This is a genomic window from Streptomyces sp. NPDC052236 (assembly GCF_044548015.1).
Taxonomy (GTDB): Bacteria; Actinomycetota; Actinomycetes; order Streptomycetales; family Streptomycetaceae; genus Streptomyces.
On sequence record NZ_JBIUBL010000024.1, the window covers coordinates 99,115 to 113,996 of the forward strand.

Genomic DNA, 14,882 nt, shown 5'->3' on the forward strand with positions numbered 1-14,882 from the left:
CCGGAGGCCGCACGTTGCCCACCCGAATCAGGGACCATGCCGACCGATTGCTTTTCGCAGCGGCTGATGTCCTTTGCCAAAGGTCGCGAGTTGGTGGGGCTGACGCCGGTCGGCCAGCTGGTCACCGAGAGGGCTACGGCGGTACAGGACCTGCCGTCCGCTGCGGGCCCGGGTGACCAGACCCGTCGCATACAGCACGCGCAGGTGCTGGGACACGGCACTCGGGGTCACCCTGAGGCGGCGGGCGAGTTCGATCGTGGGCAGCGGCTCTGCGAGGAGATTGAGCAGCGTCACCCTTGGCGCACCGAGAAGCGACACGAGAGCAGGCGCGTCAACGGGTGGCGCCGAGGACCATAGCGTGGCTACTCCACGGCTGGGGTATGCGAGCAGCGGCGGTTCCTCTGGACTGACGGGAGGCGCCGGCTTGTGAGCGAAGACGGACGGCACCAGCAGCAGCCCTCGACCGGAGGCCGCGACGCGGTGCCTGCCGATCATCTTGTCGATGTGCAGCACGCCGTTGTGCCATCGCAGATTCGGGTGCATGTCGGCGAACAGCAGGCGGGCGCCTCCCATGGCCAATCGCCGCGCACGGTAGGTCATGTCAGCTTCCAGCAAGAGTTGCATCTGCGGCCACATCGGCTTGATGGCGACGTCCCAGTACTGCCGCAAGAGCTCGCAGATGGCGCCGCGGAGTCTGATGACCGGCGCGTCGTCGGCAGCGGTGGCGTCGTGCAGAGCTTCGGGAAGCGGGTCCGGTGCGTGCGCGGCCAGCAGGTCGCGGCGGACCAGATCCGGAGAGGTCTGGCGGACGACAGCCAGTTCTTCATCGAAGGCCGGGGCGAAGCTCGCAGGCCGCGGGGTCAGGAAGTCGGGAAGAGTGTGCCTTGCCGCGACCAGGGACATGAGCAGGCCGGTGTCGAGCGCATCGAGTTCGCCGGATACGGACCTGCGCCACGGGAGGTGCAACGCGGACAGGCCGGGATCACGCAGGACCCGCAGGCTGAGCACGGTCTCGTTCAAGGGCGAGACGGTGAATCGCGTGTCCGCGAGGTCCTCGACGCCAAGCACAAAGCTGATCATTAAGCCATACGCTACATCGATTGGCACCGGGGCGTCGGTGCCGTGGACTTCGCCGCATGACACATACAACTCATGGGCAGCGCACGGCGGTTGTCACAGGCGCGGCACGCGGTATTGGCGCCGCAGTGGCCAAACGGCTGGCGCGCGACGGACTGGCGGTCGGCGTGATCGACCTGGACGAGGCGGACTGCGCCGCCACGGTGGAGGCCATCACGAGCGACGGCGGGTCAGCGACAGCAGTCGCCGCCGACGTCGCCGACGAGGCCGCGGTGACCGCCGCCGTCGCCCGGGTCGCCGCCGAGCTGGGGCCGCCGACGGTGCTGGTCAACAACGCCGGCGTCGGCGGACCCAATGCCGACATCGCGGAGATGACCACGCAGCAGTGGGACACGGTCTTGGGAGTCAATCTGCGCGGCCCGTTCTTCGTCACCCGTGCCATCGGCCCGCATATGAGGGCGGCGGGCTGGGGACGGATCGTCAACATGTCGAGCATCTCCGCGCTCGGTGACACGGGCCGTGTCGACTACGCCGGCGCCAAGGCCGGTCTGATCGGCTTCACCAAATCGCTCGCCCTACAGCTCGGACAGCACGGCATCACCGCCAACGCCATCGCCCCGGGCTTCGTCGCGAGCGACATGACCAGAACCTCGGCCCGGCGCCTCGGCCGCGACTTCGAAGAGCACCAGCGCATCGCGGCGCGATCCATCCCGGTCGGTCGCGTGGGGCAGCCGGAGGACATCGCGCACACCGCGTCCTTCCTCGTAAGCCCCGAGGCGGGGTTCGTCTCCGGCCAAGTCATCTACGTCGCCGGCGGGCCGGTGGACTGAGATGAGCCGCCGAATGGTCCTGATCCTGGCCGTGACCTGCGCCGTGGCCGTGGGCAACATCTACTTCCCTCAGGCGGTCAGCCCCCTGGTCGCCGCCGGGCTGGGGGTGTCCCCCGATTCCGCCGCGCTGGTCGTGACCGCTACCCAAGTCGGCTACACGGCCGGTATCTTCCTGCTGGTGCCGCTCGGCGACCGGCTCCCGCACCGTACGTTCCTCGTGACCCTGCTCGCCCTCACCGGCGTAGGCCTGCTCGCCGCAGGCTTCGCACCCACCCTCACCACCCTCGTCGCCGCCAGCGCTCTCGTCGGCGTCACCACCGTGGCCGCGCAGATCATCGCCCCGCTGGCGGCCGGGCTTGTGGCAGCCGATCGCCGCGGAGCGGTGATCGGCACCTTGCTGAGCGGGTCAATCGGCGGCATGCTGCTGGCCCGCACCTTCAGCGGGACGCTCGGCGAATGGCTGGGGTGGCGGGCCCCCTACCTGGTGGCTGCGGTCCTGGTACTGCTTCTCGCAACCGTCCTGGCCTTCGCGGTACCGGTCACCACCCCGCCCGCGCGCCGGCCCTACCCGGCGCTCCTGGCCGAGTCGCTGCGCCTACTCCGCACCGAGCCGGACCTGCGCCGCTCCTGCCTCTACCAGGCGACGATCTTCGCCGGGTTCTCGGCCGTCTGGACCTGCCTGGCGCTCCTCCTCACCAGTCCGGCCTACGGCCTGGGCGCCCAGGCGGTCGGGATACTTGCCCTGGTCGGCGCGGCGACCATGCTCTGCACCCCGCTCGCCGGACGCCTGGTGGACCACCGGGGGCCCGATCCGGTAAACCTCGTCTGCACACTGGGGGTCCTTGTCTCGGCCGCGGTCCTCACCGTAGGGGCCCGGGGCGGCGCGCTGGGTCTGACCGCCCTGATCCTCGGCACGCTGCTGCTCGACGTCGCGATGCAGTGCGGCATGGTCGCCAACCAGGCCCGGGTCTTCACCCTGCGTCCTGACGCCCACAGCAGGCTCAACACCGCCTACATGACCTGCGCCTACTTGGGCGGCAGCGCGGGCTCCTGGCTCGGGGTACACGCCTACAGCCAGAGCGGTTGGCGGGGCGTGTGCGCGCTCGTGGCGTTGCTCGCCGCACTCCCCCTGGCCCGCCACCTTGTGGCACTGCACGGCCGAAGGCCCCGGTTGGCCGGGGATTCAGTCAGCGCTGACGCTGACACCCTCGTCCGAGATGCCTGACGTCTCAACGCTGCTGCCGGTAAAGCCTGTCAGCATCGTCAGCAACAACTCGGTCGACACCCTCTCAAGCAATCCCATTTCGAGATCGATGAGCTCTTGACGCGTGCCTTCCAGGATTCGGTGTGCCGGAGGTGGTAGGCGATGGCGCCCACATGCCGTCCGGTCGTAGCCGACCAGCGCCGGCCCGGGAAATGACGCTCACCATGCGCCCGGCGAAACGGCCGTACCGGAGCCACGTCCTCGAACCGGGCCGTCACACAGTCCAGCAGCGGACGCCGACGGCGCTCGCGTACATCTTCCATGTACGACAGCTCGACATACGGCCCCACAAGATTCGCCCCAGCCGGTACGGCTACCCAGCCCCGGAGCGAGGCCGCCGCCGGGGGCGGCCACTACCGTGGCCGGGTGGACATCCCGAACGACCGGCACGCGCAGAGCCCGGCCCGTGAAGCCGCCGAGCTGACGTGGGAGGCGGCGACCGCCCGCGTCCAGGACACCGGGGCCACCGCGTCCTGGTGCGCACCTCCTCCGGCACCAGCGACCGGGCCCGCTCGGCGATCCGCCACGCGCTGGACGACAACCCGGTCATCAGCATCCAGACCCCGGACGAATCGCCCAGTCGAGCGGCCGTACCGATGTCACCCTCCTGCTGAACGTCCTCTACGGACTGCTGGCCATGGCCGTGCTGATCGCCGTACTGGGCGTCGTCAACACCCGCGTCCTGTCCGTCCTGGAACGCTCCCGTGAGATCGGCATGCTGCGGGCCGTCGGCCTCGATCGCGCCGAGAACAGACGGATAATCCGGTGGGAGGCCCTGCTGATTTCCCTCTTCGGTGCCGTGCTTGGCATCGGGACCGGCATCTTCCTCGTCTGGGCGGCCGGGACGTTCGCCCAGGGGACCATCACCGGCTATGAGATGGTCGTGCCTTGGAGGATCGCCCTCTTCCTGGTGATGGCCGGCGGTGTCGGAGTGCTCGCCGCGATCTGGGCAGCCCGCCGGGCGGTCGGCCTGAACATCCTGACCGCCGTCAAGGCCGAGTAGCAGAGCGTCCGGGACTGCGCCTCCCGGATGCGGTGAACCATGTCATGGTGCAGGACGTACGGACTGGCGGACGGACGCGTCAACGGTACGGAACAGGGAGGGGGACCGGTTTCATGGATGGTGCTCTCGCGACGGAGCCTCCGTTCGGCGGAGGAGAGCGAATGGCATCCGGAGAGGTTTTCCCCTCCGGGCCCGGAGAGCATTTCGTCTCCGAGCAGGCCGAGCCGGGGAAACAGGAAGCAGGAGATGCGGCATCCTGGGTCGACGAACTGCTGTCGCTGCACGGCAAACCCGTCCTGGACTACGCGGCGCTGTGCACCGGGCCGAGCCCGGGCGCCGCGGAGCGGCTCGCCGGGCAGGCCTTCCGCCACACCTACGGGGACGCGGCATCGCACGCCGGTGCCGGCTTCCCGTGGCGGCCACGGCTACTCGCGGCGGTCCTCGATGCCGCCCGGGAATGGAGCGCCGACGACAGGCGCTCGTCCCTCCATCCGGACCTGCGGGACGGCGCAACCCGTCCCGCATACCGGGCGGCGTCCGCCACGGACCATGGGACCGGAGACAGGAACCTGCTCCGGCGTGCCTACCGGAACCTGCCGGACCGCGCCCAGGTGCTGCTGTGGCACACCGAGGTCGAGGCGGAGGACATCGAGGCGGTGGCGTCCCTGCTCGACGCCGAGCCCTCCCTGCTGAACCCGGCGCGCGCCCGAACCCTGCTGCGCGACGAGTGCGTGCGGGCCCACCTCGACCTGGCGCCCGACGAGCGCTGCCGCCGCTACAACCGACTCATCGACGTCCACTCCCGCCCCGGGTCCGGGAGGACGCCGGCGGAGGTGCTCGAACACCTCGACGGCTGCGCCTACTGCGGGGCGGCGGTGGACCAACTGGACCAGTCCCCGGACCGGCTCCGCACCCTGCTCGCCGACGCCGTCGTGGGATTCCGCGCGGCGGACTACCTCGCGACCCGGCCCGCCCGCCCGGCGATCGCGTCGGCTCGCGCGCGGTCGGAGTCCGTCCTGGAGCACGCGGGCGCCGCGACCGAGCCCACACGGCGGCGGCGCCGCCGGTTGCCGTTACTCGTCGCCATGGGCGTGGTGCTGCTCGGGGTGATCGTGGCGATCCCGATGGCCCTGAGCGGAACCGGTGACGACGGGGAACAGACGGGTGGTCCGGCGCCTGGACCCACGCGGAACCCCTCCGCCCCCGCCACCGGGTCGTCCGCCGCTCCCACCCGGTCACCGGGCACGTCCGCGGCGCCCGGCGCGGGCGAGGCTCTGGTCACGCGGCTGCGGAACTCCAGGACGGGGCTGTGCCTCGACATAGCCGCTTCCAACGCGGTGGCGGGCGCGCCCGCGGTGACGGCGCAGTGCGGGGGATCGGCGACCCAGGTGTGGCTGCTGGAAGACAGGGGCCGACTGCGGAGCCGGGCGGACCCGGGGCTGTGCCTGCACGCCGAGCTGAACGGCAACCTCGCACTGCGCCCATGTGGCGCCTCGACGGGCCCGGACGGCGAGGAGTCCGGCGACACGCGGTTCGACCTGGCAGCCGACGGCCTGCTCACCTCCGTTGAGGAGCCCGGAGTCGCCGTGACGCCCGATCTCCGGGTCGAGGGGTCGATCATCCTTCTGGAGCCCGTCCCGCAGGACAGGATCCGCAGGTCCCAGCGCTGGCGCACCGACGAGGCGTCCCCACCCGTAACCTCGCCGTCGCAGACGGTCCCGGACACGTCGGCCGCCGGATAAGGCGCCCGCCGTCATCCGCGCTCCGCACGGCAACGGACCGGTCCGTCGGACCCGGGCCGGCTCCGCCCGCAAAGCGCATCCGGATCCGGAACCGGAACCAGCCGGTCACGACGGCCGGGTACGACCGATGGACGCCCCCGTGACCGGCCGTACCGGGGTCGGGGAACGTGAATCCGCGCTCACCGACGCCCGCCGCCGTCGAGGCAGCGCACAAGGCCGGTGAGCAGCCGCTGCGCACGACCGTGGCCACCCTGCGCGACCGGCTCAACCCACACCCGGGCGGCCAGCTCCGGCTCAACGTGCCGAACGACGGCTGGGGACTTCAACACAAATACCCCCGCATCCGTACGTCCGCCTCGGCACCAAGGCCGCCTCCTTCTCCCCGCAACGCCTTCTCACCGCGCCCGACGCCGACGACCTGCTCCGCCTCTTCGAACGCGTCGTCGCCTCCGGCCGCCACCTGGCCCTGATGCTCCACGTCTCACACCCCCGCGAGCTCCACCCCGCACTCGCCCGCCGGCCCTGCGACGGCTGCGCGAAACGGGCGCGGTCCTGCGCACCCAGGCCCCCGTCATCCGGCACGTCAACGACGACCTGGACATCTGGGCCCGGATGTGGCAGGAACAGGTGGAGCTGGGCATCGTCCCGTACTACATGTTCGTGGAATGGGACACGGGCCCGCGCCGCTACTTCGGCCTCCCACTGGCCCGGACCGTGAACGTGTACGCGGACGCCGTACGGCAGGTCTCCGGGCTCGCCCGGACAGCACGGGCCCCGTCATGTCCACCGAGCTCGGCAAGCTCGTGATCGACGGGATCGCCCACCTGCCCGACGGCCCCGCGTTCGCACTACGGGTTCTCCAGGCCCGCGACTCCGACCTGGTCGGCGCCATCGCCCATGCCCGCTACGACCCCGCCGCCCAGTGGTGGAGCGAACTCATCCCCTACGGTCCGTACGACCAGCGGCTCATCCCACACCAGCCGCTGGCCCTGGAGGCGCTGCTGCCCCAGGGGGAGGGGATAACAGGAGGGAGAGGGCACCCCGGAGGCCGAAATCCCGGCCCCAGTAATCCTCCGCACAGCCATGAGCGCGAAGTTTGATCTGTTCAACGGAGCTTGTAACGACGAAGGTCAGTGTCGAACGTCGCCGTCGCAGCCGAATTCAACCGCCGCCCACGCAAGACGCTCGGCTGGGAAACCCCAGCCGAGCGTCTGTCTAAACTGTTTGCGGCCTGATCAACCAACCACGTGTTGCAACGACTCCTGGAATCCGCCGGAGGCGCGGGCCCTGTTGTCTCTCTCAGTTCTGCTTCGTCTGCTGTCCGGGTCGGCCTGTACTCCTCCACAAGCAGCACGCCGCACTGCGCCGGGTGCGTCGGCACGTACAGCGTCCAGTCGCCGTCACCGACTTGGAACCAGCCGCCCGCCCACGGGCTCGGGCCGGTCACGAGCTCACGGCCACCGAGCGGGCCACGCATGAAGCGCACTATCATCTCGCGCTCCTTCCTGCTGTCGCGGCGGACTGTCCGCCGTCACCCTTTCCGTGGGCTCGACACAGGTAACGCCCCACGGCAAACGGCAAACTCGATCAGGTGAACCACATGGGCGCATCCGCCGTCCGGACCGCAGGCCGACATAGATTGCCGCCGTCGGTAAGTGAACGTACGTACCTCATGCCACGCAATGCGGTCCAGATATGAATGAGAAGGGTGCGGCGTGAACCAAATCCTCGCATACGAAAGCAACGCCATCGTCGAACTGATGGCGGTCCTCCCGCCAGACCGCGACGAGGAGTGGCTGAAGAACGCCCTGCAGCAGGCGATCATGGTCGAGGTCGCGACCATCGGCCCCTACGCGAGTGCCCTCTGGTCGATCCGGGAAGGCTCGGGACCGGTCTACGACGCTATCCGGCGGGTCATCTTCGACGAGATGACCCACATGGGGCTGGTGTGCAACATGCTCACCAGCATCGGAGGATCTCCGGTCATCGCCGACCCGAAGGTGGTGCCGAAGTACGAACGCCCGCTGCCGGGTGGCGTACGGCCCGAGCTGATCGTCTTCCTTGAGGGCCTGAGCAAGGCTTCAGTCGAGATGTTCTCCGAGATCGAGCGCCCGGACCAACCCGTCGCCCAGTCCGAGTCCTTCACCACCATCGGCGCCTTCTACACCGCAGTAGAAGAGGCGTTCGAGAAGCACCAACACCTGATCAAGGGCACCCGGCAGGTCGACTTCCCCATGGCCCACCACGGGGAGGGAAACGACATCGTCCCGCTCGGCACGATCGAAAAAGTCCGCGATGCCATCGACATCATCAAAGAACAGGGCGAGGGAACCTCCACCTCACCCGAAAACCCCTTCCCCGAAAATTCCGGAGAGCTGGCGCACTTCTACGTGTTCCGCGAGTTGTTCCACGGCAAGAAACTGATCAAGATCTCCGAATCTCCGGACGTTTGGGACTACGCGGGTGACGAGATCCCGCTGCCCCCAGCCCACCCCATGGGCAGGGTCCCCCAGGGCGGGTGGGCCAACGACGAACAAAACGTGCCCAGCCCCGAGGTCCAGCAGGCCCTGGACGCGTTCAACACGGAATTCAGCTCGATGCTGCGGACTCTGGAAAGGGCATGGCAGGCGGACGATCCGAACACGGCCACCCAACACGTGCGGGCGGCCGTGGGGCACATGTTCCGGATGAGCCCCAAGGCGCGGGCCCTGATGACGCTCGAACTGCCTGACGGCAGCGGGAAGACCTACGGCCCCGAATTCCTGTACACCGAAGAACCCGAAACGTGACAGACCCATCTCCTCAAACCTGGGCATGCTAAACGGTCCTGAGGAGCTTGCCGCCATGATCGTGATGCCCTGCCAGGTGGCATTGAGGGAAGAGGCGAGCTGCCGAAATCCGAGACGGACATACGCCCCGAGGACTGGGTGTGTCTCGCCCAGTGGTGGCATGGGGTTGACGGCTTGCAGATGGCTGGGCAACGTCACCGTCTTACCGAAAGGCACAGTCACAACCCGCTCGTAGCGCTCGTCACCGGGCACCGTGCCTCGAGTCCGACCATGACGGGATCGGGATTGCCGAAGTACGCCTTCGAGTTCATCCGGCGCGTCATCGTGACCCGCTTCAGGGACGGCATGTCAAGCAGCGGGCGGCAGTCCGTGAGGACGGCGTTGTCGCGGAAGCGGACTTCGGCGAGGTCGGGCAGCCCGGTCAGGGCGCTGACGTCCTCCAGGTCGTCCAAGCCGGTGATGTCCAGGAAACGGAGGGGCTTGTGGCCGGCCAGTCGGGACAGGTCCTTCCAGTCCACCCCGTACATGCTGAGGAGGCCAAGGCCGCCGTGCTGGTGGTGATGGGCGTGCGGGCGGACGGCACCAAGGAGCTGATCGCCCTGGCCGACGGCTACCGCGAGTCGACGGAGGCATGGGCGGGCCTGCTGCGCGACTGCGCCCACCGGGGCATGCGCGCCCCGGTCCTGGCCGTCGGCGACGGCGCACTCGGCTTCTGGAAGGCGCTGGCCGAGGTGTTCCCGACACCCGCGAACAAAGGTGCTGGGTACACAAAACCGCCAATGTCCTGGACACGTTTGCGAAGTCCGAGCAGCCCGCCGCCAAGCGCCCGATCCAGGACATCTGCAACGCCGAGGACAACGAAGCGGCCCGCAAGGCCGTCGTCGCGTTCGCGCGGCAGTACGGCGCAAAGTATCCCAAGGCTGTCAAGCAGATCACCGATGACGAGGACGAACTGCTGGCGTTCTTCCAGTCGGCCTTCGCAACCGTGCGACTGCGGACGAAGGTCACCAAGGGCGCCGAAGGTGGGCCGCCGGGCCGGCCATGGTCTTCAAGCTGGTCGAGTCGGCCCAGGCTCGCTGGTGGGCCGTGTACGCACCCCACCTCGTCGCGCTCGTCCGCGCCGGAGCCCGCTTCGAACGCGGCCACCTGGTCGAGCTCCCGGAGAAGCTTGCGGCATGATCAAGGCCAGCCGATCCCATGGAGATCCCGCGTGAACTGGTCTGAGCGCAGTGTGGTGCGAGACGGTGTCCGAATCGCCTGCCGGGACTGGGGTGGTCCGGGGCAGCCCATCGTGCTGCTGCATGGCCTGGCCGGCCACGCAGGTGAGTGGGATGCGACGGCCCGGCGCCTGAGCCCCCGGTATCAAGTCGTCGCACTCGACCAACGCGGGCACGGCGCCAGCGAACGCCACCCGCAGGACACCTCCCGCGCTGCCTACGTCGCCGACGTCATCACCGCTATCGATCAGCTTGAGTTGCGCCGGCCGGTCCTGGTCGGCCAATCACTGGGCGGGCACACGGCCATGCTCACTGCCGCCGCACACCCCGAACGGGTGCGCGCGCTCGTACTCATCGAAGCCGGCCCAGGCGTGCGGATGCGAACAGTCCCGTCCGGATCGGCGGATGGCTCGACTCGTGGCCGACGCCTTTCACCTCACGCGAGGCGGCAGCACAGTTTCTCGGCGGTGGACCGGTCGGCGAAGGCTGGGCGGCCGGTCTGGAAGAACGCGGCGGTTCCTGGTGGCCGCGCTTCGACCGGGACGTGATGGTCCGCTCACTGGCGGAGAACGCCCGGCGTTCTTTCTGGGAGGACTGGGGACAAGTCACGTGCCCGACCTTGGTCGTACTGGCCCAGTCCAGCATCATCCCTCCGCACGAAGCCGACAACATGCTGCGTCAGCGACCCGCCACCGTGGGCGTCAGCATCCCCGGAACCGGCCACGACCTGCACCTGGAACAGCCCGAAACTCTGCACACCTTGCTCTCGGACTTCCTCAATGAGTTCGCCTGACGACCCTGCCCGGCCACGACGATGAGGAAGTCAGATACCGCAGATCGCTATCGATCCAGAGATCTCGGCAATTGCTCACGCGTCAGAAACCAACCTTCGTCCAGGCCTTCCCGGGTCCGGCGCCTCACCCCTGACAATAATCCGGCAGATCGAGAGACACCTGCGACATCCAGGCTCCCCCATCCCTCGTCGTCCTCGCCAAGGCCGATGAGTGGCAGCTGGGCCAGGTTGGCTGAGTCGGCGTCACCATGTCAGGGTCAGCGAACCTCCGACCGGCAGCGTGTGCCAGCGGTCGGTGCAGTCGTCGAACCGGGAGACGATCCGGTCGACCACCGGGGGGATCTCCCCCGCCGTCACATACGCCGGCAGCTCCCGCGCGTGGCCGTGCCGCACCTCCCACACGGGTACGGCGATGCCCGCCAGCTCCTCCGACCTGGCCATGTCGGCCTTCGCCCGGGGGGACGACTTCACCCGCTTCGACTTGCGGCGCCGGGCGGCCTTGGCGCGCTCCACGGGGTCGGCGGGCCAGAACAGGCCGTTGTCACCGGCGGCCAGCCGCCCGTAGACCCCGAGCTTGATGCCCGCCTCCGCCTCGACGAGGAAGTGCACCAGGTCGTGCGGGAGATACGGATGCCCGCCGGGCCCGTTGCGCGGGGCGAGCGCGGCACCGGTCTCGCGGTGCACGGCGATGTCGTAACTCGTACCGGGACCTTTAGTGAAAACGACGCGCATGCACGGCACGGTAGGTGGCGTGCCCGCCGCACGCACCTGGTTTTTCCGGCGCGCGCGGCAGGCACGCCACCCTGGTTGCGGCAGTCGTGGCGCCTCAGGGGAGACGCACCACCGCCGCGCCTCCGTCCAGGTCGATGCTGGTGCGGTGCGGCGGGGCCCCGTCCTCCTCGTCGTCGCGCAGGACGAGCGAGCTGCGCCGACGCCAACGAAGTGAGGCGAGGAGCGTCCCGGGCCGTTCATGTCCTCGGTCTTGCCCCGAACAGGCAGGACCTCCTCGTCGGCGTGATCGAAGAACGCCTCCAGCTCGGGCCGTGCGAAGGCCCGGAGCGTACGCTCCTGATCACCGACGTACCCGAGCGAGAGATTCCGGGCGAGCTGCTGACTGCGCCAGCCCTTCACCATCGCCTCGAAGACCTGCTCCTCCGGCCGCAGCAGCGGCAAACCGTCGACCAGGTGCCGTCAGGTGCAGTGCCGAGGTCAACATCCCTGGTAGAACCGCCCGATTACGGCTCCGGACTGGACTCCAGGACGAGTGTCGCCTATTCGCATCCGACGCAATTGGCGTCGGCACCAGGTACGCGTCAAAGGGGCAACGGGTGATCTTGAAGCTTGCCGGGGTCAGAACGCCTATCGAGTCGTGATCAATCCCTGGGGTTCGCCCACGCGGCGGGGCCCGGACCGATAGATCTTCTGGCGTGACACGAGTGCAGCCGACGGACGAGGAATGGGAGTTCACGGGGCCATATCTGCCGATCGCCGGATATGGCCCGTGCCCCGAGCGGCTGCGGCAGCAGTTCGAGGGTGTGCTGCCTGAAAGGACCTCGTTCGGGTATGGAGGAGCTGCGAAGTGGCGGGACCGGCCGCGGCAGTCCGGGGCGACGAGCGAGTCCCTCCACCACTGAGGACGCGGGAGGGGGCGCCACAGCACCCCCGGCCCGTCACCCGGCCAGGGCGCCGCGGAGTCGGCGTGCCTCCTTCACCAGGCGGGACTTCGGCGGCCGGGACGCCACCTCCGCCAAGCCGGGTATCTCGGCGCACGCCCCGGCTCGGGCGGCGAGGTCCGTCGCCAGCGCCAGCAGATCGCTCAGGCCGTGGATGCGCGCGCCGGACGGCAGCAGCCGCGGCAGCAGCCCCGACAGCACTGGCCACACCGCCCTCGCCCCCACCGCCGCCGAGGCGTCCCTCAGCCCGGACGCGAGGCGGGAGGCCACCGGCACCGTCAGCTCCGCGAGGGCCGCGGCCAGCCGAGCCGAGTCCAACTCCCCACGCGAGACAATGACGACCAGTGCGTCCACCGCGGCCGCCCGGTGCTCGCGGCGGTCATCGTTCAGCCCCACGGCCAGTGCACGGTGCACCGCCTCGCCCTTGAGGCCGGGCAGCGACGCAAGCCGCTCCAGGGCCCGGCAGTCCATACGCGCGCCGCTGCGGCGCGCGATGTACCACGCCCAGTCGGCCTGGACGTCCGGGTCGCACGGGAGGTCCTCCGGGCGGCAGGGGAACACCGAGCGGGCATGGACGGGGCTGCGCCCCTTGGTGGGGCCGGGTCCGGCCAGCAGGGTGGCGAACGGCTCGGGGTAGGCGGCCGGATCCGTGTCCCGTCCGCCCGTCCGGAACCGGTCCGCGAGGCGGCGCCCCGCGGACGAGGCCAGCGCGTCGGCGGCCTCCCGCACGTCCGGATCGTCCTCCGGGGCGACCCGCAGCAGCGCCTGCGCCAGATCCACCGGCCCGGGCTCGACCTCCAGTCGCTCGTACTCGGCGATCCGTGCGACGAGTTCGGCCGCCGCCACCGTGCCGTCGTCGTGTGTGGCGGTGGCCAGAGGGAATGGCGTTGTGACACCTTTCTGGACCCGTCCGACCAGCTCCCGGCCCCGAATCTCCACCATGGTGTCGAACATCGACGTGCTACTCGGACACCGCACCCCGCACACGGCCGCCGCCACCCCCAGGAGGTTCCACGGTTCGTGCCCGGCTTGAGAGAACCAATCGAGGTGATCGGCGATCCCCGCCCGCAGCGCGGCCGCGAGCCCCTCGCGGTCCCGGTGGGCGTGGCGAATCAGGCGGTCCAGCAGGGCGTCCTCGAACAGGCCGTCGTCCTGGTGGCGGCGCCACCAGACACGGAGGGCTGCGGCGACGTCCTCCGGGGTGTCGTCCTCCGGGCCGTCCAGCCGCGCCGCCTTCGGCGGCGGGGCGATGTCGGGCTCGCGCTCCGGGAGCGGGAGCGCGGACGGCGCGGGCGCCTCGGCGCTCCGCGGCAGATGACGGGCGATCAGCCGCTCGACCCGCTCGCGCAGCGCCGCGTCCTCCAGCGAGTCCCGTGCCTCCGTCAGTACCGCGACCGCGGCGCCCGCGGTCGCGGGATCCTGCCGGACAACCCGGTCCAGCCAGGCCAGTTGGGCCCGGACCAGCTTCTTCTCCGGGCGGAGCAGCGCATCGCGTGACACCTCGACGACCCGGGCGGGCGTCAGCACCCCGCCAAGCACCTGCTGTGCGTGGGCGGCGACGGTGGACGGGCCGTCCAGCAGCAGCCGGACGTAGTCGTCCTCGTACTTCGCGCACTCCTCCGCCGAGGGCGCGAGCTTCTCCAGCGTCCACAGCCGGAACCGGACGTCCGCGGCCGCTCCGGTGCCGCGGACCAGCGAAGCGAGCACGGCGTCGTGGAGGCGACAGGCGTCGAGGGTGCCGTCGGAGGCGAGCGCCGCGAGCGCGGCAGGCCAGGAGTAGTCCGGGTCGTCGCGGGAGTACGGGCTCAGATTCGTGTAGCCCGGCACCCCGTCGATCTCGAACAGGCGGTGGGTGAGGGGCCGCAGGAACGGGTTGTCCGCGAGGACGACGGCGAGCGGGCGCTTGTCCCAGGTCGGCGGGGTGGTGTCGATGTCGTAGCGGCTGGCCGTCTCCCGGGCCCACGTGAGGACGAACGCGTCGGTGGTCGGGACGGGGCAGCCGGAACGCCGGATCAGCTCGACGACTAGGTGGTAGTAGGGCAGTTCGCCATCGTCGAGGCGGCTGTCGGCGATCCGCCGGACGAGCCCGGCTTGGAAGTCGGTGTCGCGGGTGTCGGGCCCGTCGGCGAACAGACAGGCGATCAGGGATGCGTCGGGCCGCCAGCTCGGTATGCTCGTGACTCGGGTCTTGCCCGTGAGCAGCCACTCGGCGACGGCCGGGGCGCTGGCGAGGCACCCCGCGCCGGCGAGCTGGACCGCGATGCGGCGCGGGTCGTCGTAGGTCCACAGGCTGATCCTGCTGAGGGAAGCGCGGGCGGCCTTCAGCTCGGGAACGGCGGCTCGGCGCTCGTCCGCGGTCATGGCGGCCAGGGCATCGGGGACGGCGCGGTAGTCGCCGTTGTCGATGAGCGTGAACAGCGGGTGGTCGGACATGTGTGGCGGCACTCTCCCGTGCGGTGGTTCGGTCGGTACGTGGTGCGGATCGAGGCGATGC

Annotated in this window: 13 protein-coding genes and 3 pseudogenes; 11 read left to right on the forward strand and 5 right to left on the reverse strand. The window is 69.9% G+C overall.

Features of this window, described 5'->3' with window-relative positions; genetic code table 11:
* Positions 1 to 27: 27 nt before the first annotated feature.
* Complete coding sequence (locus ACIHCQ_RS32320) at positions 28 to 1,080, reverse strand: ArsR/SmtB family transcription factor (RefSeq protein ID WP_399670526.1); 1,053 nt, start codon at positions 1,078 to 1,080, stop codon at positions 28 to 30.
* A 56-nt stretch (positions 1,081 to 1,136) separates the two neighbouring features.
* On the opposite strand from ACIHCQ_RS32320, the gene ACIHCQ_RS32325 reads away from it, so the two are divergent.
* The 5 genes from ACIHCQ_RS32325 to ACIHCQ_RS32345 all read left to right on the forward strand — a co-directional run bounded on the left by ACIHCQ_RS32325 (position 1,137) and on the right by ACIHCQ_RS32345 (position 5,916).
* Entirely contained in the window at positions 1,137 to 1,907 is a 771-nt protein-coding gene (locus tag ACIHCQ_RS32325; protein WP_399670358.1) for an SDR family NAD(P)-dependent oxidoreductase, read from the forward strand.
* A gap of 1 nt (position 1,908) precedes the next feature.
* Positions 1,909 to 3,132 (forward strand): MFS transporter, encoded by a 1,224-nt coding sequence (locus ACIHCQ_RS32330; RefSeq protein WP_399670361.1) that lies wholly within the window; start codon positions 1,909 to 1,911, stop codon positions 3,130 to 3,132.
* A gap of 515 nt (positions 3,133 to 3,647) precedes the next feature.
* Positions 3,648 to 3,785, forward strand: coding sequence for a hypothetical protein (locus ACIHCQ_RS32335; protein WP_399670364.1), 138 nt, complete (start codon positions 3,648 to 3,650; stop codon positions 3,783 to 3,785).
* A 23-nt stretch (positions 3,786 to 3,808) separates the two neighbouring features.
* Positions 3,809 to 4,174, forward strand: a complete 366-nt coding sequence (locus ACIHCQ_RS32340; RefSeq protein WP_399670367.1) for an ABC transporter permease — start codon at positions 3,809 to 3,811, stop codon at positions 4,172 to 4,174.
* 161 nt (positions 4,175 to 4,335) lie between these two features.
* Positions 4,336 to 5,916, forward strand: coding sequence for a ricin-type beta-trefoil lectin domain protein (locus ACIHCQ_RS32345; RefSeq protein ID WP_399670370.1), 1,581 nt, complete (start codon positions 4,336 to 4,338; stop codon positions 5,914 to 5,916).
* 322 nt (positions 5,917 to 6,238) lie between these two features.
* Here ACIHCQ_RS32345 and ACIHCQ_RS32350 read toward each other — a convergent pair whose 3' ends face one another.
* Entirely contained in the window at positions 6,239 to 6,394 is a 156-nt protein-coding gene (locus ACIHCQ_RS32350; protein WP_399670373.1) for a hypothetical protein, read from the reverse strand.
* A gap of 134 nt (positions 6,395 to 6,528) precedes the next feature.
* On the opposite strand from ACIHCQ_RS32350, the gene ACIHCQ_RS32355 reads away from it, so the two are divergent.
* From ACIHCQ_RS32355 to ACIHCQ_RS32365, 3 genes are all read left to right on the forward strand, one after another.
* Entirely contained in the window at positions 6,529 to 6,723 is a 195-nt protein-coding gene (locus tag ACIHCQ_RS32355; RefSeq protein WP_399670376.1) for a hypothetical protein, read from the forward strand.
* The gene (locus ACIHCQ_RS32360) at positions 6,696 to 7,016 is read left to right on the forward strand and encodes a hypothetical protein (protein ID WP_399670379.1); all 321 of its coding nucleotides are present in this window, start codon (positions 6,696 to 6,698) and stop codon (positions 7,014 to 7,016) included. The genes ACIHCQ_RS32355 and ACIHCQ_RS32360 overlap by 28 nt, the downstream gene beginning before the upstream one ends.
* 615 nt (positions 7,017 to 7,631) lie before the next feature.
* A complete protein-coding gene (locus tag ACIHCQ_RS32365; RefSeq protein ID WP_399670382.1) occupies positions 7,632 to 8,705 on the forward strand; it encodes a ferritin-like protein in 1,074 nt (357 codons plus the stop codon).
* A 218-nt stretch (positions 8,706 to 8,923) separates the two neighbouring features.
* Here ACIHCQ_RS32365 and ACIHCQ_RS32370 read toward each other — a convergent pair whose 3' ends face one another.
* Entirely contained in the window at positions 8,924 to 9,223 is a 300-nt protein-coding gene (locus ACIHCQ_RS32370) for a hypothetical protein (RefSeq protein WP_399670385.1), read from the reverse strand.
* Between the two features lie 3 nt (positions 9,224 to 9,226).
* Between ACIHCQ_RS32370 and ACIHCQ_RS32375 the strand changes: the two are divergent.
* Both ACIHCQ_RS32375 and ACIHCQ_RS32380 read left to right on the forward strand, forming a co-directional pair.
* A pseudogene (locus ACIHCQ_RS32375) lies at positions 9,227 to 9,884 on the forward strand (transposase); the annotation flags it as partial.
* A 31-nt stretch (positions 9,885 to 9,915) separates the two neighbouring features.
* A pseudogene (locus ACIHCQ_RS32380) lies at positions 9,916 to 10,715 on the forward strand (alpha/beta fold hydrolase).
* Between the two features lie 826 nt (positions 10,716 to 11,541).
* Here the strand turns inward: ACIHCQ_RS32380 and ACIHCQ_RS32385 are convergent.
* Positions 11,542 to 11,646 (reverse strand): annotated as a pseudogene (locus ACIHCQ_RS32385) (DUF6191 domain-containing protein); the annotation flags it as partial.
* Between the two features lie 496 nt (positions 11,647 to 12,142).
* Here ACIHCQ_RS32385 and ACIHCQ_RS32390 point away from each other — a divergent pair.
* A complete protein-coding gene (locus ACIHCQ_RS32390; RefSeq protein WP_399670388.1) occupies positions 12,143 to 12,349 on the forward strand; it encodes a hypothetical protein in 207 nt (68 codons plus the stop codon).
* A 36-nt stretch (positions 12,350 to 12,385) separates the two neighbouring features.
* Here ACIHCQ_RS32390 and ACIHCQ_RS32395 read toward each other — a convergent pair whose 3' ends face one another.
* Positions 12,386 to 14,821: a hypothetical protein gene (locus ACIHCQ_RS32395; protein ID WP_399670391.1), complete on the reverse strand. Its 2,436-nt coding sequence runs from the start codon at positions 14,819 to 14,821 to the stop codon at positions 12,386 to 12,388.
* Positions 14,822 to 14,882: the final 61 nt, after the last annotated feature.

Excerpts from the sequence above, each read along its gene's own strand:
- ACIHCQ_RS32325 (WP_399670358.1), top strand. The coding sequence starts at position 1,137 with ATGACACATACAACTCATGGGCAGCGCACGGCGGTTGTCACAGGCGCG.
- ACIHCQ_RS32360 (WP_399670379.1), top strand. The coding sequence starts at position 6,696 with ATGTCCACCGAGCTCGGCAAGCTCGTGATCGACGGGATCGCCCACCTG.
- ACIHCQ_RS32355 (WP_399670376.1), top strand. The coding sequence starts at position 6,529 with ATGTGGCAGGAACAGGTGGAGCTGGGCATCGTCCCGTACTACATGTTC.
- ACIHCQ_RS32320 (WP_399670526.1), bottom strand. The coding sequence starts at position 1,080 with ATGATCAGCTTTGTGCTTGGCGTCGAGGACCTCGCGGACACGCGATTC.
- ACIHCQ_RS32340 (WP_399670367.1), top strand. The coding sequence starts at position 3,809 with ATGGCCGTGCTGATCGCCGTACTGGGCGTCGTCAACACCCGCGTCCTG.
- ACIHCQ_RS32345 (WP_399670370.1), top strand. The coding sequence starts at position 4,336 with ATGGCATCCGGAGAGGTTTTCCCCTCCGGGCCCGGAGAGCATTTCGTC.
- ACIHCQ_RS32395 (WP_399670391.1), bottom strand. The coding sequence starts at position 14,821 with ATGTCCGACCACCCGCTGTTCACGCTCATCGACAACGGCGACTACCGC.
- ACIHCQ_RS32330 (WP_399670361.1), top strand. The coding sequence starts at position 1,909 with ATGAGCCGCCGAATGGTCCTGATCCTGGCCGTGACCTGCGCCGTGGCC.